This window comes from Streptomyces sp. NPDC002835 (genome assembly GCF_053591995.1).
Genome location: NZ_JBSFUW010000020.1, coordinates 43,003 through 69,250, shown reverse-complemented (window position 1 = coordinate 69,250; position 26,248 = coordinate 43,003). Strand labels below are relative to the sequence as shown.

Sequence of the window (26,248 nt, the reverse complement as noted above, 5' to 3'; positions counted from 1 at the left end):
TCAACGAAGCGACCGAGATCAACGAAACGACCGACGACCGGAGACTTCCCATGCCGCAGATCACCGTCGACTACTCGCAGCCCGTGGACCCCACCTTCGACCGGCAGGGCTTCGCCCGCGAACTGCACGAACTGGTCGTGCGGACGGTCGACACCAAACTGGACGCGTGCAGGACCCGGTTCCGCCGGATCGAGGACACGGTGCTCGGCGCGGGCGGTGCGGAGGACGCCGTCGTGCACATCGCGATCGCGCTGCTTCCCGGCCGGTCCCCCGAGCTCAAGGCCGAGCTGTCGGAGGCGGTGCTCGACCTGCTGGCCGGCCGGCTGGAGGCCGCAGGCGGGCCGATGCCGATCCTGTCGGCCGAGGTGCGGGACCTCGAAACGTCCTACCGGAGGCGCTGAGCGGGCACCTTCGCGATCGCCGGCGCCAGATGCACGAGCCGGCCCACGAGGTCGCCGAACGGGCCGTCCATCGGCTCGTCCCCGAGGATGCGGACGAGCAGGGCGGCCATCTCCTCGTCGTAGGCGGCGCTCACCGCCGCGAGTGCCGCGAAGTCGTGCACGAGCTGCAACTCCAGCTCCGCGCGCGGGATCCGGCGTCCGTCGAGCCAGAGCAGGGCCGTCGACTCGGCGAGTGACACCCAGGAGCGCACGACCAGGGCGAGTCGCGGCGACGGGTCGTCGACGCCCAGGTGGGCCAGGATCTGGTCGTACGCCGCCTGCCGCACGCCGTCGATCATCGCGGTGGTCGTGGAGGAGCCGACCGCGGGGCCGCCCCGCATCAACGCGGAGAAACCGGGGCCGTGTTCGTCGACGAAGTCGAAGAACCGCCCCATCACCCGCAGCAGCCGCGCGCCGAGCGGGCCCTCGCGCGGTTCGCGGAAACGGGCGGCGAGTTCGTCGGCGGCCCGCCGCAACGCCGCCTCGTACAGGCTCTGTTTGCCGGGGAAGTAGTGGTAGACCAACGGGCGCGAGATGCCCGCGGCGGCCGCGATCTCGTCGATCGAGACCTCGTCGGGGGAGCGATGGCTGAACAGCTCCAGCGCCACACCGATCAGCTGCTGTCTGCGCTCCTCGACGCCCATCCTGCGCCGTACCCCGGTCGTCATGCCGACACCCTACCCACCGTGCTCCGTGCGAGACACGAAGGCAGCGGCCGCTGTGCGGCGGCCCAGGACCGGGCTGCCGCACAGCTGCGGGTGCACAGCCGCCACGGCGACGCGGCCGGCTCAGCGCAGGGAGCCGACCGAAGTACCGTCGGCCAGGCGGCCGTTCAGCTCGGGTCGTACGCCCTCGCGGGCACGGACCGCCACCGTGCTGCCCGCCGCCCCGCCCTCCACCCCGTCGCCGAGGACGCTGACCGATTCGAGTTGCCGGCTGCCTGCCGCCAGCACGTACCACTGGCCCGCCCGCGACTGCCACAGCACACCCGCCAGCACCCTCGGCTCGCGCACCCCGCACGACGGGGAGTCCTCCGCCCGCGCCACCACCGTGCCCGGCGTGCCGGCAGGCGCGGCGGGCGGCTGGAACTGGGCCAGGACCCTGCTGCCCGTACCCCGCCAGGTCTCCGCGCGGGTGCAGACCCAGGAGGCCGTGCCGTTCGCCTCCGGCAGCCGCTGCCGGGCGTAGCGCCACGAGTTGACGCTGCGCACGCCGTGCGCCCGCACCCCCGGCAGCAGACAGGCCGTACGTGCCCAGGAGGCGCGGGCCGCGGCGCCCTCGACCTCGGCGGGCGCGTCGGGCGGGCCGTAGGTCAGATGCGCGGGCGTCAGCTCGCCGAGGTCCGTCATCAGCGCCGTCGTGCTGCCGTCGGCCAGCTCAATCGCCTGCCACGACCGGCACCCGTGTCCCTGCGCCGGGCTCTCCAGCCGCTCGGTGAGGCCACTCGCGTCCCGGCGCAGCGGGCGCGGCTCACCGGACGGGTCCAGCAGGTCCCGCACCGAGACGTCACGCACCCAGGGGGCCGTCAGATAGCGGACGTACGCCTGCGAGCGCCCGGCCACGAGTGCGCCGGACGCGGTGGCGTCCGCGGCGTCCGTGCGCGTGAAGTCGAGGGCCACGTCGGCCGGCGTGCCCCGCGGCACGGCCGGCTCCGCGTAACGCACGACCCGCAGCCCGTCGTACAGCATGACCACCCGCGCCCGGCCCACGTCGCCCGCGAACAGCAGTTGCGGCGGCCCCGCCGGGGGACCGGACGACGTCCCGGGCGTCGCGCTGACCCGTACCCCGTCGCCCGGGTCCGCCCAGGCGGCCAGCGCCCGCCGCAGCAGCGGCCGGTCCCCGGTGAGGGGCCCCCGGGCCGGCCACACCGAGAAGTCCCTGCGGACCGACTCCCGCCACGCCGTCGCCGGGACCCGGACCAGCCTCCCAGGGTCGAGCGCCGCCCGAGCCGCGGCGTTACGGGGATACGGCCCGTCCCAGGCGTCGGCCTGCACGCCGCCCGGCAGCAGGAGCAGCGTCCCGCACACCGCGAGCGCCGCCGCCGCGACCACGGCCGCCCTGCCGTGCCGGCGACGGCGCAGCAGATCGGTGGGCCGCACCTGGAGCGAGCACGCGTCGAACTCGGAGGAGCCGAGCAACTCCGCGCCGCCCTGCCCGCCCTGTACGCCGCCGGCCTCCGCCAGCGCTCCTTCGGGGTCCGGCGTACCGGCCCGCTCCAGCGCCTCGCACACCTCGCGGTCGGACAGCCTCTCCAGACCGCGCAGCACATACGCGGCCCTGGCCGGACCGGACAGCGTCGACAGCCGCTGGTCCAGGGCGAGTTCACCGGCGCCGCCGGACCGCGGGAAGACCCGCACGCCCCACACGTGCGGCAGCAGCGGCGGGAGCTGCGCCCGCCGGGGCCGTGCCCAGCGGCGCAGCGGCAGTGACGCCTCCAGCGCCTGGCGCACCACCCGGTCCCGTACATACGCGTAGCCGGGGTCGCGGGCCTCCTCCGGGCGGCGGGCGCGGGGCACGGCCGGGGTGGGCGCACCGGACGCGGGCTCGCCGCGGGGGAGGGAACGCTGCACCAGGGCGTGGGCGGTCAGGACGCGGCGGCCCTGGCCGAGGGAGGCGGGCAGCACCAGGTAGGCGATCCGCACCAGGCGTGGGTAGTGCTCGACGAGCGCCGCCTCCGCCTGCCCCAGTCCGACGCCCGCACCCTTCCTGCCCGCGCCCCTGCCCGCGTCTCCGGCCGCGTCCTCGGCCGTGGACGTGTTCAGCGGCGACGGGCCGGGCGTGGAGGGGCTCGGAATGGGGTCCTGGGAGGAGACGACGTCGTGTGGGCGCACGTTCAGCAGAACGAGCGAATCGTCCTATGGTCACCCGGCGCGCCGGAAGCCCCCGTTCAGCTCTCCACGATCAGCCGCTCGCGGATGCGCTCCAGCGCCGCCGACGTGACGCCGAGGCCCTCGCGGACGTACTTCTCCATGGAGCCGTAGCGGGCGTCGACCTCGTCCAGGGCGGCGGCCAGGTACTCGGGCACCACACCGATGATGGACAGCGCCGTCTCCGGCTGGCCGCCCTGCAGGGTGAACCCCTCGACCAGCGGTGCGAACGCCTCGCGCACCGCCGCGTTGACCGACAGGTACTCGGTCTCGACGGTCTCCTGTGTCGCACCGAGCAGGGTCAGCACGACGGTCGCCGCCCAGCCCGTTCGGTCCTTCCCCGCCGTGCAGTGGAACAGCAGCGGACCGGCGTCGGGGTCCGCGACCTCGTTCAGGAACGCCCGGTACGAGGAGCGCGCCGAGTCCGTCGTCACAAAGGCCCGGTAGATGTCGGCGAACATCTCGCCGCCCCGGCCGCCGCCGAGTTCCCGCTCCGCGACGGCCGGATCGGCCAGCAGCCTGCGCAGCCGGGCCGCCGCCGGCATCCGGCCGGAGTCGACCTGGTCGGCCAGCACGTCCGCGAGCAGCAGTCGCCCGCCTTCGGGGAGCCGGTCGGGGCGGGCCTCGCGCTCCGCCCGGGTGCGGAAGTCCACGACGGTACGGAGGCCCAGGGCGGCGACGGCCGGATCGGACGCGGCGTCCATCCGGTCCAGCTGGCCGGAACGGAACAGCAGACCGCTGCGCACCGACCGGCCACCGGCGAGGGGCGTGCCGCCGAGATCGCGAAGGTTCGCGACGGTGGTGGAGGGGATCGCGTTCATGAGCGGACCCTAGGCCCACCGGCCCGCGAGCGGCGGCCGCGACACCGCCGGGCACCGCGAACCGTCCTGTGCGCCCCGCGCGTTACCCGTGGTTCGGCCGCGCGGAGAGGGGCGGGGCGGGCACCATGGCCCGATGCGGACGAGTACGAATGCGAGTACGGATACGGGTACGGGCGCGGGCGAGCGCCCCGGAAACAGGCGGGCGGTGACCCGGGCGGGACTGGCGGTCGCCGTCCTGGTCCTGACGGCGGCCTGCGGAGCCGGCGGCGACGCCGACGACGGCAAGGACGGAGCGCCGGAGCCGAGAACGGCGACCGGCAGCCTCGAGGAACTCGCACGCCAGGCCGACTGCGAGCCCAACATCCAGACGGACGCCGACGAACTGCGCCAGGCCAACTGCCGGACGGCCGACGGCAAATACATCCTCGCGACCTTCAGCACCGACCGCGGCCAGCGCGAGTGGATCAACGAGGCCAACGACTACGGCGGCACGTATCTGGTCGGGCGCAGATGGGTCGCGGTCGGTGACGAGAAGGTCGTCGAGGCCCTTCGCGGCCGGCTCGGCGGCGAGGTGGAGACCGGGGCGCAGCACGGCTCGGGCGGCGACGGCGGCGGCGAGGACGGCGGCCACGAGGAGGGCCACGAGGAGCACGGCTCGCACAGCGGCAGCTGACCTGACGCGCCGATCACCACCGGGCCGGTCCGGGTACTCCCGGACCGGCCCGGGAAAGGCCGATGGCCGTACAGCCGTACAGTCCGCACCGACCGTCCGCAGACGGCAGGAGGCCGGGCCGCCCTGGGGAACTCCCAGGCCGGCCCGGCCTCTTGAGGTTCAGTGGATCACTGGCAACGACGGCCGTCGTTGATGCAGTCCACCATCTCGTTCATCAGGTCCTCGTCGAAGACGTTGATGAAGTCACCGTGGTCGGTGATCGGCTTGTGCAGCTGCTCGGGGAACGAGTCGACCGCGAAGGCCGAGACGTTGTTCCCCTCGAAGACCGGCGGCGGCACGTCGTAGACGATCCGCTGCACGAGCTGCGGGATGGCCTGGAAGCCGTCCGGGCAGCTGCCGTCGTCCTCCGCGAAGGCCACATGCGTGCGGTGGTTCGCGCTGTCGGTGTTCTCCCCGTCCCAGCAGCTCTGGAACTTGAAGCTCCGCACGACCTGGCTGCCCTGGGGGCAGATCGGATACTTGTCCTTCAGCTGCCGGTCCTCGAATCCGGTGCAGCTCCAGGAGGCGTTGGCGTTCGCGTCACCGTTGGTGAAGGACTTGGCGTCACCGGTGATGATGCGCAGGAATTTCGGCATCGCGGTGACCTTGCTCCGCGGATTGCCCTCGAACGTCAGCGTGACCTCCGACGGCTGCTGGATCTCGCCGACGTTCTGGTCGTTGCCGCCGCCGTCCTGATCGGCGTCGAACTCGTTCTGGCCGTTCTGCACCCGCAGCACGGGCCAGTAGTACGTCGACTTGTCACCCTGGTTGTCGCACGTGGTGTCTCCGTTCGCGAAATCGTCGTCGCTGGCGAAGGCGTCATTGGCCTGATTGCCGACGTAGTCGTGCATGTGGTGCGCGCCGTTGCTGACGCCGGGGGCGGCAATGACGTTGTCGGAATTGAACTTGCCGTTCTCGTTCACGCCGCAGTCGGTGACGAAGGTGCCCCGTGAGGCTCCCCGGCGCTGGCGCGGTTCCTGCACGTTCGGCTCGACGGACTCGATCTCCACGAAGTCGCCGGCCTCGGGGCCGTTGCCGGCCTGCCCGCCGTTGTCCTCGTTGTTCCCGCCGTCGTTGTTGTCGCCGTCGCCGTCCCCGTTGTTGTCGCCGTTGTCATTGTCGTTGTTGTCGTTGTTCTGGTCACCGCCGTCCTGGTCCTGGCCGCCGTCGTTGTTCTGACCGTCGTTCTGGCCGTCGTTCTGGTCCCCGTCGTTGTTCTGGTCGTTGTCGTCGCCGCGCAGCGTGCACGGCGCCGTCGCCTCCAGGCCCTGCGGGCGTTCGGCCGAGCGGTCGATCAGGGCGACGATCCGCTGGATAGTCACCAGCCGTTCGTTCTTCAGCGGCGACAGAATCTGGTTCTGGGCGAAGGTGCGGTCGCTCTGCACCCGCTCCTTGTTGTCGGCGAACCGCTGATAGTACGTGGTGATCTGGTTGTCCAGGGTGGCCAGTTCGCGGTCGACGGCGATCCGCTGGTCGTCGGGGATCTCCTTGATGGAATTGACGACCTCCGGACAGTCGATGGTCGAGACCGACTGGCCCGCACTCTGGGTTCTCGGCCCGTCCCGGTCGCCGCCCCAGCTTTCGTGGGCTGACGCGTAGAAATTGGCCGCGATCAGCCCGCCCCCGCCCAGCAGGAGGGCAGCCGAAGCAGCGATCGCCCGGTTGGCCAGAGTTGAGCGTTTTCTCGATTTGCGTCCCATGGAACTCCAATCCCGGGGGAGGGAAGTAGCGCGTCGTTCCATACGGGAACCGTCGGTGGGGCGTTCAGCGGTGTGCGGAAGTTGTAGAAGTGGCCGAGGCCAAAACCGTTTGGACTACGGAGAAATGGGGTATCTCGCCGCTCAGTTCTGCAGCGTCCGGCCGTGATCGAGATAAGCGAGTACGGCGAGTACCCGGCGGTTGTCGTCGTCGGACACCGGCAGGTTCAGCTTTGCGAAGATGTTCGACGTGTGCCTGGACACCGCCCGTTCGGTGACCACCAGCCGCTCCGCGATCGCCACGTTCGAACGGCCCTGCGCCATCAGCTCCATGACGTCCCGCTCACGCGGCGTCAGGCCGCCCATCGGCTTGTCGAGCGAACGCCGTGACAGCAGCTGCGAGATCACCTGCGGATCCATCGCCGTGCCACCGGCCGCGACCCGGCGCACCGCGTCGATGAACTGCTCCGCGTCGAAGACCCGGTCCTTCAGCAGATAGCCCACGCCGCCGTTCCCGTCCGCCAGCAGCTCCCGCGCGTACAACTGCTCCACGTGCTGCGACAGCACCAGCACCGGCAGTCCCGGTCTCGCCCGCCGCGCCGCCAGCGCGCACTGCAGGCCCTCGTCCGTGTGGGACGGCGGGAGCCGGACGTCGACGACGGCGACGTCCGGCTCCAACTCGGCGAGCGCCTTGGCCAGTTCGGGCCCGCTCTCCACGGCGGCCAGGATCTCGAAGCCGAACGCCTCGAGCATCCGGACCAGCCCGTCCCGCAGCAGGAACAGGTCTTCGGCTAGAACAACTCGCAAGGGATCCCCATGGTGACCATGGTGGGACCGCCCGCGGGACTGCTGACGGCCAGGACTCCGTCGAATGTACCGAGCCGCCGTTCGACGCCGCTCAGGCCGGAGCCCGCCCCGATCACCGCCCCGCCCCTGCCGTTGTCGGTCACCGAGACGCGCAGCGCGCCCCCGGTGTACGTGATGTCCACCCAGACGCGGTCGGCGCCCGAGTGCTTCACCGCGTTGGTCAGCGACTCGCTCACCGCGAAGTACGCGGCCGACTCGACCGGCGCGTCCGCACGGCCCGGCAGATCCACCTCCACCTCGGCCGGTACCGGCAGCCGCAGCGCCAGCGCCTTCACCGCGTCACCGAGGCCACGTTCGGCCAGCACCGGCGGATGGATGCCGCGCACCAGGTCACGCAGCTCCGTCAGCGCCTCCGCCGACGACTCACGGGCCTTCGAGATCAGCTCCTTCGCCTGGGCCGGGTCCTTCTCGATCAGCGCCTCGACGGTGCCCAGGCTCATCCCCACCGCGACCAGCCGGGCCCGCGCCCCGTCGTGCAGATCCCGTTCGATACGGCGCAGTTCGGCCGCCGACGAGTCCACCGCGTCGTAGGGTCCCCCTCGTCGTCCGGTGTCGATCACCAGTGTCGGGGGCGCCGCCCGGCCGCCGCACTGGTGCGGGACACCGGACGCGGGGTGTAGCCGGCTACACCGTCGGCGTTCACAACTCCCGCAGCAGCCGCTCCTCCACCTCCCGCGCCAGCCCCACCCGCGCCCGGTCGGACCGGTGCGGCGCCGCACCGCCCAGCGACGTGAGCCACTCCCACGTGTCGCGGACCGTGTCCGCGACCCGGCGGCACCGCAGGCCCGCCGCCATGGCACGCTCCACGCCCACGCCGTGCAGCGCGGCGTGCCCCTCCTGCGTCGGCGGGACCCAGATCGGCAGGTCCGTCCACGGCTCCACGCCCGCCGCGAGCACCGTCTCCGCCGGCGTCCACCGCAGCCGCGCGCGCGAACCCGTCACCGCGACGCAGGTGTCGAGGAGTTCGCCCATCGTCGTGTGGCCGGGCCGGCTCACCAGGTTGTACGGCCCGCCGCGCCCGTCGAGGGCCGCGTCGAGCGTCCACTCGGCGAGGTCGCGGACGTCGACGTACTGCAGCGGCGTCTCCCGCGGGCCCGGCGCGAGCACGTCGCCGCCGCGCGCGATCCGGCCCAGCCACCACGGCAGCCGGCCGATGTTCTCCCACGGGCCGAGGATCAGCCCCGAGCGCACCAGCAGCGAGCGGCTGTCCCCGAAGGCGGCCGACACCGCCAGCTCACCGCCCCGCTTGGCCTCGGCGTAGGGCACGTCCCCCGCGTCGGGCGAACTGGCCACCGTGGCCGTGCTCTCGTCGTACCCGGCGGCCGGGGGCCAGACGTACACCGAGCAGCTGGAGACGTAGACGTACCGCTCGGCCCGCCCGGCGAGCAGCGCCGCCGTGTCCCGTACCGCCGACGGCGCCCCGGACCAGGTGTCGACGACGACGTCCCAGGTGCCGTCCGCGAGCGCCGCCAGGCCGCCCTCCGCGGTGCGGTCGCCGATCCGTACGGCAGCGCCGTCCGGCGCCGCGTTGTGCCCGCGGTGGAAGACCGTGACGTCCCAGCCGCGGGCGAGCGCCGCCGTCGTCACCGCACGTCCCGCGAAGTGTGTACCGCCCAGAATCAGAAGCCTCATGATCACGACTCTGCCCCGTCGGGCGGGCAGGGGGACAGCACTTCTGCTGCCGGAATAACGTCCCGTACCCGGGGTCACTCTCCCGGAGGCGGCTGAGGGCTGGCAGCATGTGCCGACGATGACGGATGCCCGGTCGCCGATGCGCGCCCTGCGGGCCGCGCTCTTCGCGGCGGTGGCGGTCGTCCTTGCCGCGACGGGGCACTGGTCCCTGTCCGCGCACCACATGCCGCCCGCCGCGCTGATCGCCGCGCTCGGCGCGACCGCCGCCGCCGGCTGGCTCGCGGCCGGCCGCGAGCGCGGCACCCGGTCCATCGGAGCGGGACTGCTCGCCGTGCAGGGCGTCCTGCACCTGATCTTCGCGGGCGGCGAACAGGCCGCCGCACACCACCACGGGCCGCCCCAGCCGCCCCCGGACATCGCCACGGACGCCGGCATGGTCGCCGTGCACCTCGCCGCCGCGGCCGGATGCGCCCTGTGGCTCGCCCACGGCGAGGCCGCGTTCTTCCGCCTCGCGCGCACCGCGTTCGCCCCGCTGCGGCTGCTGCTCGCCGTCGTACGGCTGCCGGACACACGCCCCGCACCCCGCCCGGTCCCGCGCCCCCGACCCCTTCACGGCGCCTTCCTCGCGCACACCGTCGTACGCCGAGGCCCGCCCGTGCCGCGCTCTCCCCGTGCCACGGCCCCCGGAGCCGCCGCTGTCTGACCTGGGGGCCGCCTTCCCCATGTCGACACACAACTCCTGGGACCGCCATGTCCGTTGACGCCCCCGACCAGGGCACCGCACAGAATCCCGCCGGCACCGCCCCGGCCACGACCACATGGAGCGCGCTGCGACCGCTCGTGCTCCGGCTCCATTTCTACGCGGGGCTGCTGATCGCCCCGCTGCTCCTCGTCGCCGCCGTGAGCGGCCTGCTGTACTCGCTGTCGTTCCAGGCGGAGAAGTTCGTCTACCGCCACGAACTCACCGCCCCCGTCACCGGCCCCTCGCTCCCGCTCGACACCCAGGTCGATGCGGCCCGCGGCGCCGTGCCCGAGGGCACCGTCACCGCCGTGTGGCCCTCGTACGAGGACGGGGCGACCACCCGCGTCCTGATGCGCACCCCCGACGTGCCGGACGACAGGTCACTCGCCGTCTTCGTCGACCCGTACACCGCCGAGATCCGGGGCGAACTCACCTCGTACGGCAGCTCCGGCGCCCTCCCGCTGCGGACCTGGCTCGACGAACTCCACCGCGATCTGCACCTCGGCGACGCCGGCCGCCACTACAGCGAACTCGCCGCCGCCTGGCTGTGGGTCGTAGCACTCGGCGGACTGCTGCTCTGGCTCGGCCGCCGGCGCCGCACCCGGCGGGACCTGCTGCTGCCCGAGCGCGGCGCCGAAGGCCGCCGCCGGACCCTGTCCTGGCACGGCTCCGTCGGCCTGTGGACCGTCACCGGCCTGGTCCTGCTCTCCGCCACCGGCCTCACCTGGTCCCGGTACGCGGGCGAGAACATCGGCGCCGTCCAGGACCGGCTGGGCGGCTCCACCCCCGCCCTGTCCGCCGCGCTGGAGGCGGGCGCGGGCGGCGACGGCGGGCACGAGGGCCACGGCAGCGGCCACGGAACGGCGCACCACGGCACGGACGTCGGCATCGACAGGGCGGTGGCCGCCGCCCGCGCCGGCGGCGTCGACGGCCGGATCGCCGTGACCCTGCCCGCCGGCGGCAACGGCTACGTCGTCAAGGAGACCGACACACAGTTCCCGGTCCACCTCGACTCGGCCGCCGTCGACCCCGCCGACGGCCGCGTCGTCGACGAACTGCGCTTCGCCGACTACCCGTTGCTCGCGAAGCTGACCCGCTTCGGCATCGACGGCCACATGGGCGTGCTCTTCGGCCTGCCCAACCAGCTCGCTCTGGCCGCCCTCATGGCCGCGCTGATCCTGCTCGTCGTCTGGGGCTACCGCATGTGGTGGCTGCGCAGGCCGACGAAGGAACGCGGGCTGGGCGCCGGCCGCCCGATGGCGCGCGGCGCATGGCGCAAGGTCCCCGTGACCACGTTGCTGCCGCTCGCCGCCGCGACGGCCCTGACCGGCTGGTTCCTGCCCCTGCTCGGCCTCAGCCTGCTGGCGTTCCTGGCCCTCGACATCGCGCTCGGCGCCCTGTCGAAGGCCAGGGCACGCTCCCGCCCCTAGGGCGCGTACGTGTAGCCGACCCGCCGCACGGTCCGGATCGTGCGGCGGTGCTCGGCACCCAGCTTGCGGCGCAGCCGCGCCACATGGACGTCGACGGTACGGCCGTCGCCCACATGCCCGTATCCCCACACCGTCGTGACCAACTGGTCCCGCGTGTGCACCCGGTGCGGGTGCGCCACCAGGTGGGCCAGCAGCTCGAACTCCAGGTAGGTCAGCTCCAGCGGCCGCCCGTCCACCTGGGCGGTGCGCCGGTCCCGGTCGATCCGCACCGGGCCGCTGCCCGCGGCCTCGTCCGGTGCCGGCCGCGGCTGATGGTCGGCCGGTACGAGCACGAGGTAGCCGACCATCGGCGGCTGCCCCGGAAGAGTGGGCAAGGCGTGTGGGGGAGCGGGCAGCCACGTGGCGCCCGGCGGAAGGAAGTCGGCGCTCGGCCGCGGCCGGTCCCGGTGGGCGGCGGCGGGGAGGGCACGGGTGTTCGCCATGAGGAGTCAGCTCTTTCGCGCGCGGAGGGAGACGGACTGACGTACGTCGTGCGCGCCGGCCGAAGGCCCGAGCGGGTACTGCCCGAGGGGGCGTCCCTAGTGGGTTCTAGAGGGCGGGCGCGTTCATCGCGCGACAACACACCCGGTCGAAGTCGTGGTGCTGACGGGACGGCCAGAACGGCTCGAGGCCGCTGCGACCTGCTGTGTCCGAGGTGCTCCGACGGGTGCCGACCATGCCCCCATTCAACCAGACCGCCCCCCGGGGCCGTGCTGCATCACCAACAAAGGAGGGCGTCCGCCGTGCACGGCGGACGCCCTCCTCGGCACACTGGGATGCTCAGACCTGGCCGGCCTTCTCCAGCGCCGAGCAGCAGGTGTCCACCAGCAGGCGGGTCACCACGTACGGGTCGACGTTGGCGTTCGGGCGGCGGTCCTCGATGTAGCCCTTGCCGTCCTGCTCGACCTGCCACGGGATACGGACGGAGGCGCCGCGGTCGGAGACGCCGTAGCTGTACTCGTTCCACGGGGCGGTCTCGTGCAGACCGGTCAGACGGTCGTCGATGCCCGCGCCGTAGTGCTTGACGTGGTCCAGCGGCTTGGAGCCCTCGCCGAGCGACTCGCACGCGGTGATGATCGCCTCGTAGCCCTCGCGCATCGCCTTCGTGGAGAAGTTGGTGTGCGCACCGGCGCCGTTCCAGTCGCCCTTCACCGGCTTCGGGTCCAGCGTCGCGGAGACCTCGAAGTCCTCCGCGGTGCGGTAGAGCAGCCAGCGGGCCACCCACAGCTGGTCCGCGACCTCGAGCGGCGCGAGCGGGCCGACCTGGAACTCCCACTGGCCGGGCATGACCTCGGCGTTGATGCCGGAGATCCCGAGGCCCGCCGCGAGGCAGTTCTCCAGGTGCGCCTCGACGACGTCACGGCCGAAGATCTCGTCGGCGCCGACACCGCAGTAGTAGCCGCCCTGCGCGGCCGGGAAGCCGCCCTCGGGGAAGCCGAGCGGACGGGCGCCCTTGAAGAACGTGTACTCCTGCTCGATGCCGAAGATCGGCTCCTGCGCGGCGAACTGCCCGTACACCTCGGCCAGCGCGGCACGCGTGTTGGACTCGTGCGGGGTCATGTCCGTGTTGAGGACCTCGCACAGCACCAGGACGTCGTCGCCGCCGCGGATCGGGTCCGGGCAGGTGAAGACCGGCTTGAGCACACGGTCCGACGCGTGGCCCTTCGCCTGGTTGGTGCTTGACCCGTCGAAGCCCCACACGGGCAGCTCGGCGAGGCCGGCCGGCGAACCCGTCATGATCTTCGTCTTCGAGCGAAGCTTGGCGGTCGGCTCGGTGCCGTCGATCCAGATGTACTCAGCCTTGAAGGTCACGGGGTCTCATCCTTTGCGGGTGCAGCGGTATGCCGCGCAGCTTGGCAACACGCGATTTCCCAGCCGTTGCCCGTTTGTGAACCCCGCGTTACGCCCCCCGCCCGCAGCTCACGCCCGGGGAGTGTGGCGCGGGTCCCGCGCACGCAGCAGCGCGCCGAACCCGGCGTCCCGGATGCGCCGGACCAGCGCGTCGCGGCTGGTGCCGAGGGTCTGAGCGGTGTTCGTGAGGTGCCAGTCGTGCTCCCCCAGAACGCTCAGCAGATGCCCGCGCCGGACCTGCGCCTCCGAGAGCCGGAACGTCTTGAGATACGCGACACACCCCTTGTGGTCCGTGATCACCTCGCCGATGTGCTGCTCACCCCGCCCGAGCCGGAACGACGGCAGGAAGCGCCACAGGGCGAAGCGATCCATCCGGTACACCCGCTCGAAGGCGTACGACGAGTCCAGCAGCCCGGCCGCGAGGAGCGTGCCGTGCGCCTCCTCCCACGCGCGCTGCTGGGCCCCTGCCGCCGCCCGCAGATCGGCGAGCGTCCGCAGGCCCGGGTGGTCGCCGATGCGCGCCGTGAAATCCTGGACGCGCGCGCCGAAACGGGCGTACTGGTGCACCAGATCGCCGAACAGGTCCTCGACCAGCGACGGGTGCAGCACGCGGTAGTCGTCGGGGTGCGGCACCACGAACGCGGCCGCGAGCGCGTCCGCCGCGTAGATCATCAGGCCGCACTGGTCCGGGTGGATCTCGAAGATCCGCAGGGCCTCGTCCAGGCCGGGCACCTGCCATCCGCCGTACGCCGCCTCGGCGCGCGGCGAGAGTCCCTGCCGCACCGCCTGCCGGGACCAGTCGTCCCAGAGCACGGACGGCCCGCCGAAGTGCAGCGACAGATACCCCTCCAGCGCGAGATGGAGCGGCAGGAAACGGATCCGCTTCTCGGCCACGCCCTTGGTACGGACCCGCTTGGCCATCCGGTGGTGGCGACGCACCGGGACACAGTCCGGGACGCCGGTGTCCCCGCCCGGCGCCAGCCGGGTTCCGTACGCGGCGGACTCGCCGTCCTCACCGTCGCCGCCGTCCTCGCCGTCCCCGCCGGACCAGTCGGCGACGATGCCGTGCGGGACGTACGACCAGTAGCGGGTGCCCGGGCGGACCGTCACCAGGCCGTTGCCGCCGTAGACCCGGTGGTGCAGTCGCAGGCCCGGCACCGCCTCCGCACGGACCAGCGGAACCAGGCGGATGCCGCCCCACACCTGGGCGGGCATCGCCCGCAGGCCGGTCATGTCCAGCGTGGTCACGGTGCTCCCCCCAGAAAGTGCGCGATCCGCTCGTCCAGGTACGCGCGCAGCTCGGCGAGCCCGCTGCGGCCCTCCGTGAACTGGGCGACCTCCACCAGCGCTGCCAGGTCCTCCGCATCCCGGATGCCGGCGGTCGGGACGCTCGGCGCCAGCCTGCGGACGTCGAACCCCACCGCGTCGTATACGGGGTTCAGATGCACCACGCCGGTCCGCCGCTGCGGATCCAGCCTGGTGCGCCACACCCGCAGCACCTCGCCCGCCAGGCCGGGCGGCGCGTTGTCCCAGCCGTCCGAGACGATGACGAGGCGCTCGGGGCCGTCCTCGAGCGCGTCGAGGATGCGGTCGCCCAGCGGCGTCGGCCCCCACGGCCGTACCAGGAGCGGATCGCGTGCCCCCGACGTCCAGTGGGCCCGGTAGGTGCCGGGCCCGGCCAGCGCCTCCAGCAGGAAGTGGCAGCCGAGCGCGACGGCGAGCGGACGGCGGCGCTTCACCGACGAACCGGACGACGAATAGCTGTCGTCCAGCACGGCCGCCACCCGCCCCCACGTCCCGGCGTACCGGCCGGCGGCCCGCGCGGCGGCCGCACGCAGCGCACCCGTCAGTTCCGCCCGGCGCGCCACGCGGTCCTCGGTGGGCAGGGACAGCACGAAGAGGGCCAGCCTGGTCAGCGGCATGACGGTGAGGTCGGCATCGGGGCCGGTGCGCTGGGTGCGCAGCCGCTCCAGCCGGGTCATCCGGGGCGCGATCCGCTCCAGGAACACCCGGCGGTCGATGCCGTGCCCGGCCGCGAAGCCCTCCGCGACGCTGTACGGGAGCTCGTAGAGCGCGCGCTGCTCGAAATGCGCCCGGCGGTGGGCGTCCAGGAAGCGGTGCTCGTAGCGCACGCGCCTGCCCGGACGGAACAGGAAGTCCCCCAGCTCGGCCGGGCCGGGTGCCAGATGGGCATGACGGGTGGCGGTCTTCAGGCCGCTGCGGTACTTCACGGCGTCGAGGCCCGGGTCCGGCCGGGCCGCCAGCCAGTCCCGCATGATCGCACGGGTGCGGCGGTTGTTGACCCTGGCGGCGCGCAGCGCGCCGAAGAGCCGGTAGACCCGCTGCGGCGGCAGCACGGCGAGACGGGCGGCGATCAGCGCACCCTCGGTGCGCTTCTCGTCCGTGGTCGCTTCGCCCGCCGTGCGGAGCAGCTGTTCGACGATCCGGGCGGCGTTGTGGTCGTTGATGTCGAGCGCGAGCGCGGCCGCGTACAGGGGCCGGTAGTTGACCCGGACGTACTCGTGCAGGAACGCCAGGGACAGGTGCTGCTCCTCCGCCCGCGAGAGGAACTCCCGCTGTCCGGTGGCCGTCACTGCGGCGTTCACGAACAGCAGCACGTCCTCCGCCGCGATCAGGCCGGTGTCGTGCTCCGCACGCCGGGTGCGCCCGGCCTGCTCCGCCACGGTCCGTCCCCCATGATCCGCCCCTCGTCGACCTGCCGGAGCCGGCCGGGGAATGGGGGCGCGATCAGCGAAAACACTGCTTCAGAGGCAAGTCCCGGAAGTCGCGCCGGAGTCCCGCGGCCGGCCGGTCAGAAACGTAACACCGTTCGTGCCCCGCGGTCTCCGGCATATTCCGGCGCCGTGCACACTGGTGCGCATGAAGAAGCAGACGCAGCAACCGCGTATCGGGCTCCTCGGAGCCGGGCCGTGGGCGCGGATGACGCAGGCACCGGCGCTGGCCGGGCACCCGGACGTCGTGTTCAGCGGGGTGTGGGGGAGGCGGCCCGACGCGGCGGCCGAGCTCGCCGACGAGCACGGGACGGCGGCGTTCACGGGCGACGAGGGCATCGACGCCCTCTTCGCCGTCAGCGACGCCGTCGCCTTCGCCGTGCCGCCGGACGTGCAGGCCCCGCTCGCCGCGAGGGCCGCCGCGGCGGGATGCCATCTGCTGCTGGACAAGCCGGTCGCGACGAACGTCGCCGCCGCGCGCGCCGCGGCCCGTGCGGCCGACGAGGCCCAGGTGGCGTCGGTGGTGTTCTGCACGCTGCGGTTCACCGCGGACACCGAGGCGTGGGTCGCCGAACAGGCTGCCGCCGACGGGTGGTTCACGGCGCACGCGCAGTGGCTCGGCTCGCTGTACTCGGACGGCTCTGACAGCCCGTTCGCTGCGTCGCCGTGGCGCAGGGAGAAGGGCGGCCTGTGGGACGTCGGCCCCCACGCCCTCTCCGCGCTGCTCCCGGTCCTCGGCGACGTGACAACGCTGTCGGCGGGCCGTGGCCCCGCCGACACCGTGCACCTGATGCTGCGGCACGTCTCCGGCGCGTCCAGCACCGTGACGCTGGGCCTGAGCGCACCGGGGAAGGCGGCCGGTACGAGCCTGGTCCTGCTGGGCGAGCAGGGGAGGGCCGAGCTGCCCGAGGGCTGGGGCGACCCGGTCACCTCGTTCCGTGCGGCGGTCGACGCTCTCGTCGATTCCGCACGTACGGGCCGGCCGCACGCCTGCGACATCCACTTCGGGGTCCGGCTCACCGAGATCCTGGCGGAGGCGGAGGAACTGCTGGTCCAGGCGGCGCCGTAACGCGGTCGGGCCGTGCGGGGACAAGGCCGTAGCCGCAGGACCGGCGGGGGCGTTACCGGGGCCTGCGGCTACGACGGCACGGCGGCCGCCGGACCGGGACGGTGCCGCGGCGCCGCCGGGTGTGCGGCCCGGCGGCTGCTCCTCCTGGGACAGTGGAAGGGGAGCGGGTACGGCGTACGTCCTCCGGGTCCGGCGGCGGCCCGTCAGCCGACGCGCTCGATACGCGCGTTGCGGATCAGGAACTTGCCCGCTTCACGGACCTGTTCGAAGGCCGCGTTGTTCAGCAGGGCGCAGCTCCCGGAGGCCGAGGTGACCTCGACGGTCGTGGACTTGGCGTTGTCCAGGTTGGTCACCTTGAGCCGGGTGCCGACGGGGAACTCGTTGCTGGAGGCGGCCGGCGCGCCGCCCTCGCCGGAGACGGTCACGGTGGAGCCGGCGCAGACGACCTCGCCGGTGCCGGCGTCGTCGCCCGCGTTGCCACCGGCCTCCTCACCGGCGTCACCGGCGTCCTGGTCGCCGCCTTGTTCCGCGTCCTGACCCGCGCCCTCGTCGGCGGGCGGTTCCTCCGCCGGGGGCTGCTCCGCAGCCGGCGGCGCGGCGGCCTGGTCACCGCCACCGCCGGCGCAGCCCGCCGCCTCCTCCTGGACCTTGATCTGCGCGATCACCGCCTCCCGGTTGGCGATGCGAGCGGCCGACTGGGCGTCCGGGTTGGCGCGTTGTCCGGCGATGAAGTTCTCGTTGTTCTGGATCGCCTGAGCGAGCCCGTCGCACGCCACAGACGCGTTGCTCGTCCCGGTCATGACAATCGCGGTACCGCCGACCATGGCCGCGGCGCCGACGAGGAGGGCGATCTTCTTCTTGCCGCTGAGGGTCTTCTTGCGTGACACGTAAGGGCTCCTGTCCCCGGCCGCGGGGGCGGCCGGATGGTTCCTTGTGCCCTTACGTACGAGTAGCCGCCGCCGAGTTCTCACCGGCCCCACTCGCCTCTTCCTTAACGTTCCTTAAGGTGGCGAAGCGCCCACCGGCCGCGCCGTCACGACGGGCCGCCGCTCGGGTTCCGCTCAGCCGCGTCCCATCGCGTCCCGTACCGCCTCCTCCGTACGCCCCACCACCGCGGTGCCGTCCTCCGCCGTGATGATGGGCCGCTGGATGAGCTTCGGGTGCCGGGAGAGCGCCCCGATCCACCGGTCGCGCGAACCGGCGTCCCTGGGCCAGTCCTTGACGCCCAGCTCCTTCGCGACCGCCTCGCCCGTGCGCGTGATGTCCCACGGCTCGAGGCCGAGGCGCTCCAGGACGGCGCGGATCTCGTCCTCGGACGGCACATCCTCGAGGTAGCGGCGCACGGTGTATTCGGCGCCCTCCGCGTCGAGCAGGTCGATGGCGCTGCGGCACTTGGAACAGACCGGGTTGATCCAGATCTCCATGCGCTCCACGGTACCGGCAGGAGACCGCCCAAACACCGTCTGGCCAGGCGAAATTGTCAGTGCCGACCGGTAGAATGAACAGTAGTTCGGGATGGTCCCGCCACCGCGCCAGGAGGTTGCCGATGGCCGTTGCCACACTCACGACGAAGCCCCTGACCCCGCCCAAGAAGAAGCCGCTCCCGGCCGGACAGCCGCGCGAGTGGTACGTGTCCCACAACCGCCGCCTGAAGGCCATGCGCCTCGCGATCGCGCTGCTCGACTCCGGCGTCTACCACCCGGCGACCGCCGACAACCGCCGGATACGGGCGACGGCGGAGCGCATCGGCGCCCACGCCCCGTCCGACACGACGTGCCGGATGGTCAGGGCCCTGATCCGCTACGGCCGCTGAACCGGACGACCCGTGAACCGGTCGGTCGCCGACCCGACGCGACCACCGGTTCCGACACGGCCGTTGCAGCGGCCGGCCTACGAGGCGGGGTGCCGGGGATCCGGCGCCCCGTTCTCGTACCACTCGGCGAGCACCTCGTCCCCGACGGACAGCGTGCCGCCGCGCACCACGGCCGCCTTCGCGCCGAAGCTGACCTTGTTGTCGTAGACGGGCTCCTTGCGGTACGTGGCGAGGGTGCGCACCGGTTCGGGCCCGCCCCGCAGCCCCGTGCGCTGGTCCACCATCGGTACGGCGCAGCGCAGCGCCCGTACGGAGTGGGCGAGTTCGACCCTCCGGGTCGTCTGCGCACCGGCGTCGGCGTCCTCGGCCGTGCCCGCGAACCCGATCCGCCGCATCAGGTCCTCGTCGTGCGGCCGGGCGCATCCGTCCAGCACGATGTTGGGCCGGAAGCGGTCCATCGGCACCGGCTTTCCGCCCGCGGCCTCGATCCGTTCGTTCAGCCCGTCCAGCGAGGCCCGGGACAGCACGAGCACGGCGTGCGCGTCCGCGAAGGCGACCTTGCCCGCCGTATCGCCCCAGCCGTCCCGGTCGAAGCCGTCCGGCACCCGCACCAGCCGCAACTTCTCCCCGAGCACCTCGGAGAACCACTCGGCCGCGTCCCCGCCCTGGTCGACGGCGCTCCCGACCCGTCGGCCGAACAGGCTCACCGGCCGCCGCTCGCCCTCCGGGCCGACGGCCACGACCAGGCTCTCGACCCCGTCGGCGCTCAGCCGCAGCGCCCGCCCGCCGTCGACGACCTCGGGCCGGACCGCCGCCATGGCCGGCAGCTTGCGCTGGCTGCGGAAGGCCCCGTCGACGGCGTCGACGACCATGAACGTCCGGTCGTGCTCCAGCCCCGTGGCCCCCACCCGTACCGACTCCGCACCGGTCCCGGCACAGCCCTTGATCGGGTAGTACGTCAGTTCCCGCACAGTCATCCCCATAACGGCCGATCGTAGCGCCCGCGCCGGGCCGGACGGAGGGGCCCGACGGCGAGCCGCCCCCCGCCCCGCACGCCCCCGCCCCGCTCAGCGCGGCGCCAGCGCCGCCACCACGTCGGCCGCCGTCAGCAGCCGGACCCGGCCCGCGTCGAGGCCGCCGGGGTTGTGAACTGCTGTTGTTTGATTTCGTATGTGTGAGTTCTGGCGTTTGCGGGTGGGTCGTTGTGGGCTGTTGTGTGTGGGGTTCGGTGTGGTGGACGGGGGTTCGTCTGTCGAATGGGTGACCTTTGCGGGTGGTGGGTCGTTGGGGGTGGTGGCGGGTGTGTGTGGTCCGGCGTGGAGGGGGTGTTTGCTGTGGGTGGTCTGCGGGAGGTGGCGGCTTCGTTCGTGGTGACCGGGCCTTCGGGTGTCGCCGTGCGCACCCGGCTGAAGGGCCTCACTCCGGAGGACGAGAAGGTGCTGCGGCTGGTGGGTGCGCATCTGGGCTCGCTCGCCTCGAAGGACCTCAAAGTGCGCTGTCTGGAAGGGTTGGGGCACTGTGGCGAGTCGTGGGCGGTCCGTAAGCGGGAGTTGACGGGTGTGTCGTCGTCGCGGTGGGCGGGGTCGGTCACGAAGGCCACGCACGACCAGTGGGCGCTCGCTCGGCGCGGGCAGGCCGCCCATGTCCAGAGCCTCGAGGCCGGTGTCAGGACGATCCGGCACCGGCTGTCGCTGCCGGTCGGGGCGAAGGGCTCGAGGCGGGCGCCTGGCGGCTACCGCTCCCGGCGGGAGTGGCGTGCCAAGTCGCGGCGTTTGAGGGTGCTGGAGGACCGGCTGGCGAGGGTGCGGGCCGACCGGGACGCGGGCCGGGTGCGTGTGGTGCGGGGCGGCAGACGGCTGCTCGGCACCCGTCATCATCTTGCCGAGGCGGGGTTGAGCGAGGCCGAGTGGCGCCGGCGGTGGGAGGCCGGGCGCTGGTTCCTCCAGGCGGACGGCGAGTCGGGGAAGAGGTTCGGCAACGAGACGATCCGCGTCACGCCCGACGGCGAAGTCGGCATCAAGCTCCCGACACCGCTCGCCGATCTGGCGAACGCTGCGCACGGCCGGTACGTCCTCAGCGCGAAGGTCTCCTTCGTGCACCGGGGAGGCGAGTGGGCGGACCGGGTGGCAGCGCATCGGGCTGTGGCCTACCGCATCCACCACGACGTGGAGCGCGACCGCTGGTACCTGACCGCCTCCTGGCAGATCCCGCCCGCCCAGGCCGTCCCGATCGAAGCCGCCCTGGCCGACGGTGTGATCGGGGTGGACATGAACGCCGACCACCTCGCCGCCTGGCGCCTCGACCCCCACGGCAACCCGTGCGGTGAACCCCACCGCTTCCTCTACACCCTGACCGGCACCGCCCCCCACCGCGACGCCCAAGTACGGCACGCCCTCACCCGACTCCTGCACTGGGCCCGATCCTGCGGGGTGAAGGCCATCGCGGTCGAGGACCTCGACTTCCAGGCCGAGAAAACCAGGGAGAAACACGGGCGTAAGCGCCGCTTCCGGCAGCTCATCTCCGGCATGCCCACCGGCCGGCTCCGCGCCCGACTGACCTCCATGGCCGACGCCACCGGTATCGCGATCATCGCCGTCGACCCCGCCTACACCAGCAAGTGGGGCGCCCAGCACTGGCAGAAACCCCTCACCAGCACCACCCGCAAGACCAGCCGTCACGATGCCGCAAGCATCGCAATCGGCAGACGCGCCCAGGGATACCCGATTCGGCGACGGACGACACCGCCCCGTGCACACCAGAGCGATGTGCACGGGCATCGGACCGTCCAGGTCGACTCGGGCACCCTCGGGCGTGAGGAACCCCGCCCCCGCATTCCCGGACCACGCACCCGATGCGTGCCGCCGGACGCGGAGCGAACGCGGGCGACCAGGACACCCAACACCGTTCGGGATGTCCGCAGTGAGCAGGAATGGGTCCAAGACCCACTCCTGCTCACTGACCAGGAACGGTACAGCGCGTAGACCTGGCTCCCGTCGGCCGCCGGCAGATCGCCGCGCACGAGGTACGCGAGACCCGCCGCCTCCGGGGGTGACCGTGCCCGGCGCGTCGGTGTCCGGCGCCCCGATGCGGTCGGCGAACGCCGCGACCGGCTCGCCCGCCCGCCGCCGGTAGCAGGAGAAGGACCCGTCGTGGTGGCGGACGAACACGGTCGCCGCCCGCGCCGCCGACCGCCAGACCGCCAGTTCACCGAGGCTGACGCGGGCCCCGGAGGCGGAGAGGCCGGTCAGCCCGTGCCCCAGCGTCGCCAGGACGTCCTGGCGGCGCCACACCGCGTGCTCGGACCCGGAGTCGCCGTGGGCGACGTCCAGCCACCGCATGGTGCGCGCCGACACGTCGATGACCATGGGCACGGCGGACTTCGACCCCCCGGTCAGGTCGAAGCGCTGCTCGACCGCTCTCGGGTCGAACACCGGCCCACGGTTCCCCGGCTCGTTCCGCGCCATCAGACCGGCGAAGCCCTCGGCCAGCTCCTCGAAGGGAACGTCGTTGTACGAGTAGACGACCGCGACGACGTACCGCACCCCGGCCGCGGCCAGCAGCGTCAGATCCAGGTCGACGAACTCGCTCGCCCCGGTCGGCGGCGGCGCGTTCTGCAGATCGCCCGAGTGCACGGCCGCCGAACCCAGGAACCGCAGGCTGGTGTACGCGCAGGAGCCGACCGGCCGCCACTCGGCGTCGAACATGGCGGCCGACAGGTCGAGGTCAACCGTGCCCGACGTCTCGTAACAGCGGCCCCCCGTACGGCGCACGTGATTATTCGGCGGCCGGTTCAGCCGCCGTTGCGGAAGACGATCAGGCAGCGCCAGAAGAGCAGCCGCCGGACACGCGCTCCCGGCAGCAGCACCGCCGCCTCCCGCCGGATCTCGGCCAACCCCGTCTCCGGCTGCCGCACCGGGGCCCTGACCACGCCGTCCGCGGCCACGCCCCGGAACCGGTCCGCGACCGCGGCACCGAGCCGGGCGACGGCGTTCACCGGCACGGCCGCGAGGCTCCACGCCCGGTCGAGCGGCGTCCTCTCGGCGTAGCACCCCAGCACCACCAGCACGCCCCCGGGAGCGAGCACGTCACGCAGTGCGGCGACCGTGCCGAACGGCATGTGGTGCAGACTCGCCAGACACGACACGAAGTCGTAGTGCCCCGTGGGCAGTTCCATCCCGGTGACGTCCGCCTGTGTGAACCGCGGGCTTCTGGAACCCGCCGACAGCGCACCCGCCGACAGCGCACGCGCCTCCGCGATCACCTCGGCGGACGGATCGACGGCGTCGACGTCCAACCCGAGCGCCGCCACCCGCCGCGCGAACCGCCCCGTCCCGCACCCGACGTCGAGCGCCGTGACCGCGTCGCGCGGCACCTGCCGCAACAGCAGCGGGTGGTAGTGGTCGTTGTGATCGAACGGCATGTTGGCGACCCTGCCACACAGGCCGGGGGAGGGCGCCCCGGCCGACCCGGCGCCGGGGTGGCAGACCGCCCCCGCGCCGGGCCCGTCGCGTCACTCCTCGTCGCGCAGCCGGGCCGCCAACGAGGTCAGCGGCTCGGTCTCCTCGGTGTGGCCCAGGGCGGTCAGGCGGGAGACCGCCGCGTCGAGGCGGGTCAGGGCTGGGGCGGTGCGCTCCAGGTAGATGCCCTCCACGGCGGCCGCGAGGCGGACGCACTCGGCCCACTCGCCGGCGCGGTCCTCGTCCGCGCCCGGTTCGCCGACCAGGGCGAGGGCCTTGTCCAGGGCGGCCAGGGCGTCCTCGTACGCACCGGCGTAGGCGTTGACCCGCCCGTGTTCGTAGGCCAGGGCGCTGTCCAGGGAGCGGCCGCGGGCCTCGTACCCGGCGGCGCGCGCCTCGTCGGCGACCTTGGCGGCGTCGGCGAGGAACGCGAGCGCGCCGGCCAGGCCGTCGGGGCCCTGCCGGTGGGCCTGGAGGCGGGCGAGTTCGCGCAGGCAGTTGCTGAGCTGCTCGAATCGCGAGTCGCGGGCGTGGGCGGCGAGCGCCTGGTCCGCGGCCTCACGGGCCGGGCCGAACTCGCCGGACTCGCCGAGGAGTACGGCCGTCTCCGCGGCGATCATGGCGTGGCTTCCCGGGTCGTCGTCCCAGCCCGCCGACTCGGCGGCGAGAGTGACGAACTCCGCCGTGGCGGCCTTCAGATCCGCTCCGGCGTGCAGCGCGCGGGCGCGGGTCAGCCGCAGCTGAGCGACGAGCCGGTCGTCCAGCTCGCCGGCGGCGACGTCCGGTTCGGCCAGGAGGGAGTCGAGCAGAGCGATGCAGTCCTCGACGCGGCCCAGGTCCAGGCTGAGCTGCGCCGCGTTGCTGTAGGTGCAGAACGCGTCCGTCCGGCTGCCGCGGCGGAGCTCCAGCTCCGCCGAGCGCGTCAGGTGCCGCAGCGCCTCGTCGGGGCGGCCCAAGTGCATGCAGACCTCGGCCAGTTCGCTGTGGAGGCGGGCGGTGTCGACCGCGTCGGCCGGCCAGTCGGCGGCCAGGCGCAGGCCCTCGGCCATGTCCTCGTACGCGGCCTGCGCGTCCTGGAGGCCGAGTCGGAGCCGGCCGCGCAGCCGGAGTGTACGGGGCAGGTGCCAGGCGGGCCCGTGCTCCTTCAGCCGGTCGAGGAGGGCGTCGATCTCGGCGACCGCGGCGGGCAGGTCACCGGAGATGGCGTGGGCGCTGACCCGCACCAGCAGGGCGCCGGAGATCTGCCCGACGATGTCGTGCCGGGTGGCGAACGCGTGCAGCAGATCCGCCTCGGCGAGGACCGGAGCGGCGTGCTCCTTGCTCCCCGACGTCTGCAGGCGCAGGCCGAGCGACGTGGCCCGCAGCCGCAGCAGGCGGGCCTCCTGGTACGGGGTGAGGCCGGACGTCTCCTCGTGCAGACGGACCATGGCCGCGTGGGCGGCGGTCAGCGCGGCGACCCGCGCCTCGGCCCGGGCGGCGCCCTCGGCGGCGCTGTCCGTGCCGTTCTCCGCGGGACCCTCGGCGGCGCTGTCCGTGCCGTTCTCCGCGCCGGCCTCACGGGCGTTCTCCGGGGGAGCCTCTGCGGCGGCGAGCAGGACGCCGGCCCGGGCGAGCGCCGCGTGGCCCGGCAGGCCGGCGTCCTCGTACAGCCCGGCGGCCTCCTCGTACAGGTCGGCGGCGACGGCGAAGTCGTCCTTCTCGCCCGCCCGGCCCGCCTCGTCGGCCAGCAGATCCGCGCAGAGCTGTACGAACGGGCCCACGGCCGGGTCGTCGGGGTGGGTGTAGCCGCGGGCCGCGACGAGGGTGCGCAGCAGCGCCCAGCAGGCCTCTGCGTCCGGATGCCCCTGCTCGTCCAACTGCCGTGCCCGGAGGATCAGTTCGGGCAGCGATTCGGAGACGGCGGCGGCCGTCGGCGCGGCGGGCACGGCAACCGGGACGGCCGGGGCCACGTCGTCGAGGCGGCGCGGGCGCAGGGTCAGTTCCAGCGCGTCCAGGAGCGGGGCACGGTCGAGGCGGACCTTGCGGCGGTCGGTGTGGGCCGTGGTCCCGTTTCGGGCGTCGAAACGGGCGGCGAGGTCGTCGGCGCGGCCCCGCACCTCGGCGCGCAGCCCGGCCACCGTCCAGGTGCGGCCCGCGTATCCGGCGGCGGGCAGTTCGCCGTGGCCGAGGAGCTCGACCCGCTGGAGGAGGACCTCCACGCCGGTGAGGAAATCGAACAGGCCCAGTGGCGAGTCCACCTCCTCGAACAGGTTCCGGTTCTCGGCGAGCAGCTCCAGGCCGCGTGCCTCGTTGCCGGTCAGCGCGCAGAACTCCAGGTGCCGGCCGATCTCCCCGGACATCGAGGGGTTGCGGCGGCAGCCGCGGTAGCCGGCGAGGTGCAGTTCACGGGCCTGGTCGGTGCGGCCGGTCCGCAGCAGGGGCAGCAGCGCGTACGAGACGGAGCGGGCCGGCTCCTCCTGGCACGACTCCTTCCCCGCCAGCACGGGCTCCCAGGCGCGCAGCGCCCGCTCGTCGTCCCCCGCCGCGAGGTGGTACAGGGCGCGCTCGCAGATCTCGCACGCCTCGCAGTCGCTGAGCCGGGTGCGGGCGCGGCCCGCCCACAACTCGTACGCGAGAGAGGTGTCCTCGCCGACGTGTGCGGCGAGCTGGTACGCCTGCCCGTAGTACGGCTGGAGGCCGAGGCCGGCCTTCTCGTACCGGCCGCGCATCTCCGTCAGCCACTGGCGCAGACTGGTCAACGGTATCTCGGGAAGCTGGCGCAGGGCGTTGGCGACCCACTTGAACCGCCAGAACAGCATGTGCCGCAGACGCTCGTCGAAGACGTCGGGCTGCTCGTCGAAGAGGGTGAGCAGGCGGGCGAAGACGACGGGCGACTTCCGGGGCTCGGAGCCGTAGGTGTACGCCTCCTGGAGTTCGAGGAGCGCGTGGATGAGCGGCACGGGCTCCGCGAACTGCTCGGCGGCGTCGACCAGTTCCTCCGCGGTGACGGTACGGGTGCGGCCGTAGGGGAGCCCGCTGTTCTCCTGGAGCGCCCGGTACAGCTCGTCCGTGCTCTGGGGAAGGGGTGCGGTAGGCATCG

General features: G+C 73.2%; 22 protein-coding genes and 1 pseudogene. 7 read left to right on the top strand and 16 right to left on the bottom strand.

Annotated elements, in window-relative coordinates:
* Window positions 1–50: 50 nt before the first annotated feature.
* The gene (locus ACWD01_RS21880; RefSeq protein ID WP_451164262.1) at window positions 51–401 is read left to right on the top strand and encodes a 5-carboxymethyl-2-hydroxymuconate Delta-isomerase; all 351 of its coding nucleotides are present in this window, start codon (window positions 51–53) and stop codon (window positions 399–401) included.
* On the opposite strand, the gene ACWD01_RS21875 is transcribed toward ACWD01_RS21880, so the two are convergent.
* From ACWD01_RS21875 to ACWD01_RS21865, 3 genes are all read right to left on the bottom strand, one after another.
* The gene (locus tag ACWD01_RS21875) at window positions 386–1,108 is read right to left on the bottom strand and encodes a TetR/AcrR family transcriptional regulator (RefSeq protein ID WP_451164260.1); all 723 of its coding nucleotides are present in this window, start codon (window positions 1,106–1,108) and stop codon (window positions 386–388) included. The genes ACWD01_RS21880 and ACWD01_RS21875 overlap by 16 nt on opposite strands.
* A 120-nt stretch (window positions 1,109–1,228) precedes the next feature.
* Entirely contained in the window at window positions 1,229–3,127 is a 1,899-nt protein-coding gene (locus ACWD01_RS21870) for a hypothetical protein (protein WP_451164392.1), read from the bottom strand.
* Window positions 3,128–3,327: 200 nt separating this feature from the next.
* Window positions 3,328–4,128 (bottom strand): tyrosine-protein phosphatase, encoded by an 801-nt coding sequence (locus ACWD01_RS21865; RefSeq protein ID WP_451164258.1) that lies wholly within the window; start codon window positions 4,126–4,128, stop codon window positions 3,328–3,330.
* A 133-nt stretch (window positions 4,129–4,261) separates the two neighbouring features.
* Between ACWD01_RS21865 and ACWD01_RS21860 the strand changes: the two genes are divergently transcribed.
* Window positions 4,262–4,801 (top strand): hypothetical protein, encoded by a 540-nt coding sequence (locus ACWD01_RS21860; RefSeq protein WP_451164256.1) that lies wholly within the window; start codon window positions 4,262–4,264, stop codon window positions 4,799–4,801.
* A 167-nt stretch (window positions 4,802–4,968) separates the two neighbouring features.
* On the opposite strand, the gene ACWD01_RS21855 is transcribed toward ACWD01_RS21860, so the two are convergent.
* From ACWD01_RS21855 to ACWD01_RS21840, 4 genes and pseudogenes are all read right to left on the bottom strand, one after another.
* The gene (locus tag ACWD01_RS21855; protein WP_451164254.1) at window positions 4,969–6,540 is read right to left on the bottom strand and encodes a DUF1996 domain-containing protein; all 1,572 of its coding nucleotides are present in this window, start codon (window positions 6,538–6,540) and stop codon (window positions 4,969–4,971) included.
* Window positions 6,541–6,681: 141 nt separating this feature from the next.
* Window positions 6,682–7,344 carry a LuxR C-terminal-related transcriptional regulator gene (locus tag ACWD01_RS21850; protein ID WP_451164252.1) on the bottom strand — a complete coding sequence of 221 codons (663 nt, stop codon included), beginning with the start codon at window positions 7,342–7,344 and terminating at the stop codon, window positions 6,682–6,684.
* Window positions 7,329–7,931, bottom strand: a pseudogene (locus ACWD01_RS21845) (sensor histidine kinase); the annotation flags it as partial. The pseudogene ACWD01_RS21845 and the gene ACWD01_RS21850, both read right to left, overlap by 16 nt.
* Window positions 7,932–8,043: 112 nt before the next feature.
* A complete protein-coding gene (locus ACWD01_RS21840; protein WP_451164250.1) occupies window positions 8,044–9,036 on the bottom strand; it encodes an NAD-dependent epimerase/dehydratase family protein in 993 nt (330 codons plus the stop codon).
* Between the two features lie 118 nt (window positions 9,037–9,154).
* On the opposite strand from ACWD01_RS21840, the gene ACWD01_RS21835 reads away from it, so the two are divergent.
* Both ACWD01_RS21835 and ACWD01_RS21830 read left to right on the top strand, forming a co-directional pair.
* Complete coding sequence (locus ACWD01_RS21835; protein WP_451164248.1) at window positions 9,155–9,739, top strand: hypothetical protein; 585 nt, start codon at window positions 9,155–9,157, stop codon at window positions 9,737–9,739.
* A 47-nt stretch (window positions 9,740–9,786) separates the two neighbouring features.
* Complete coding sequence (locus ACWD01_RS21830; protein WP_451164246.1) at window positions 9,787–11,208, top strand: PepSY-associated TM helix domain-containing protein; 1,422 nt, start codon at window positions 9,787–9,789, stop codon at window positions 11,206–11,208.
* Here ACWD01_RS21830 and ACWD01_RS21825 read toward each other — a convergent pair.
* The 4 genes from ACWD01_RS21825 to ACWD01_RS21810 all read right to left on the bottom strand — a co-directional run bounded on the left by ACWD01_RS21825 (window position 11,205) and on the right by ACWD01_RS21810 (window position 15,782).
* Window positions 11,205–11,690 carry a winged helix-turn-helix domain-containing protein gene (locus ACWD01_RS21825; RefSeq protein WP_451164244.1) on the bottom strand — a complete coding sequence of 162 codons (486 nt, stop codon included), beginning with the start codon at window positions 11,688–11,690 and terminating at the stop codon, window positions 11,205–11,207. The two genes, ACWD01_RS21830 and ACWD01_RS21825, sit on opposite strands and share 4 nt — an antisense overlap.
* 337 nt (window positions 11,691–12,027) lie before the next feature.
* Window positions 12,028–13,059 (bottom strand): glutamine synthetase, encoded by a 1,032-nt coding sequence (glnII, locus tag ACWD01_RS21820; RefSeq protein WP_451164242.1) that lies wholly within the window; start codon window positions 13,057–13,059, stop codon window positions 12,028–12,030.
* Window positions 13,060–13,167: 108 nt separating this feature from the next.
* The gene (locus ACWD01_RS21815; protein WP_451164240.1) at window positions 13,168–14,346 is read right to left on the bottom strand and encodes an ARPP-2 domain-containing protein; all 1,179 of its coding nucleotides are present in this window, start codon (window positions 14,344–14,346) and stop codon (window positions 13,168–13,170) included.
* Window positions 14,343–15,782 (bottom strand): hypothetical protein, encoded by a 1,440-nt coding sequence (locus ACWD01_RS21810; RefSeq protein WP_451164238.1) that lies wholly within the window; start codon window positions 15,780–15,782, stop codon window positions 14,343–14,345. Before ACWD01_RS21810 ends, ACWD01_RS21815 begins: the two co-directional genes overlap by 4 nt.
* Before the next feature lie 196 nt (window positions 15,783–15,978).
* On the opposite strand from ACWD01_RS21810, the gene ACWD01_RS21805 reads away from it, so the two are divergent.
* Window positions 15,979–16,899 (top strand): Gfo/Idh/MocA family protein, encoded by a 921-nt coding sequence (locus ACWD01_RS21805; RefSeq protein ID WP_451164236.1) that lies wholly within the window; start codon window positions 15,979–15,981, stop codon window positions 16,897–16,899.
* A 203-nt stretch (window positions 16,900–17,102) separates the two neighbouring features.
* On the opposite strand, the gene ACWD01_RS21800 is transcribed toward ACWD01_RS21805, so the two are convergent.
* Both ACWD01_RS21800 and ACWD01_RS21795 read right to left on the bottom strand, forming a co-directional pair.
* Window positions 17,103–17,786 (bottom strand): hypothetical protein, encoded by a 684-nt coding sequence (locus ACWD01_RS21800; protein ID WP_451164234.1) that lies wholly within the window; start codon window positions 17,784–17,786, stop codon window positions 17,103–17,105.
* A 174-nt stretch (window positions 17,787–17,960) separates the two neighbouring features.
* The gene (locus ACWD01_RS21795) at window positions 17,961–18,323 is read right to left on the bottom strand and encodes an arsenate reductase family protein (RefSeq protein WP_451164232.1); all 363 of its coding nucleotides are present in this window, start codon (window positions 18,321–18,323) and stop codon (window positions 17,961–17,963) included.
* A 122-nt stretch (window positions 18,324–18,445) separates the two neighbouring features.
* On the opposite strand from ACWD01_RS21795, the gene ACWD01_RS21790 reads away from it, so the two are divergent.
* A complete protein-coding gene (locus ACWD01_RS21790; protein ID WP_451164230.1) occupies window positions 18,446–18,712 on the top strand; it encodes a hypothetical protein in 267 nt (88 codons plus the stop codon).
* A 77-nt stretch (window positions 18,713–18,789) separates the two neighbouring features.
* Here ACWD01_RS21790 and ACWD01_RS21785 read toward each other — a convergent pair whose 3' ends face one another.
* Entirely contained in the window at window positions 18,790–19,695 is a 906-nt protein-coding gene (locus ACWD01_RS21785) for an MOSC domain-containing protein (protein WP_451164228.1), read from the bottom strand.
* 351 nt (window positions 19,696–20,046) lie between these two features.
* Here ACWD01_RS21785 and ACWD01_RS21780 point away from each other — a divergent pair, with 351 nt between their 5' ends.
* Window positions 20,047–21,693, top strand: coding sequence for an IS200/IS605 family accessory protein TnpB-related protein (locus ACWD01_RS21780; RefSeq protein WP_451164226.1), 1,647 nt, complete (start codon window positions 20,047–20,049; stop codon window positions 21,691–21,693).
* Window positions 21,694–22,502: 809 nt separating this feature from the next.
* Here the strand turns inward: ACWD01_RS21780 and ACWD01_RS21775 are convergent.
* Both ACWD01_RS21775 and ACWD01_RS21770 read right to left on the bottom strand, forming a co-directional pair.
* Window positions 22,503–23,132 carry a class I SAM-dependent methyltransferase gene (locus ACWD01_RS21775; protein WP_451164224.1) on the bottom strand — a complete coding sequence of 210 codons (630 nt, stop codon included), beginning with the start codon at window positions 23,130–23,132 and terminating at the stop codon, window positions 22,503–22,505.
* A gap of 90 nt (window positions 23,133–23,222) precedes the next feature.
* Window positions 23,223–26,246, bottom strand: coding sequence for a hypothetical protein (locus tag ACWD01_RS21770; RefSeq protein ID WP_451164222.1), 3,024 nt, complete (start codon window positions 26,244–26,246; stop codon window positions 23,223–23,225).
* Window positions 26,247–26,248 lie beyond the last annotated feature (2 nt).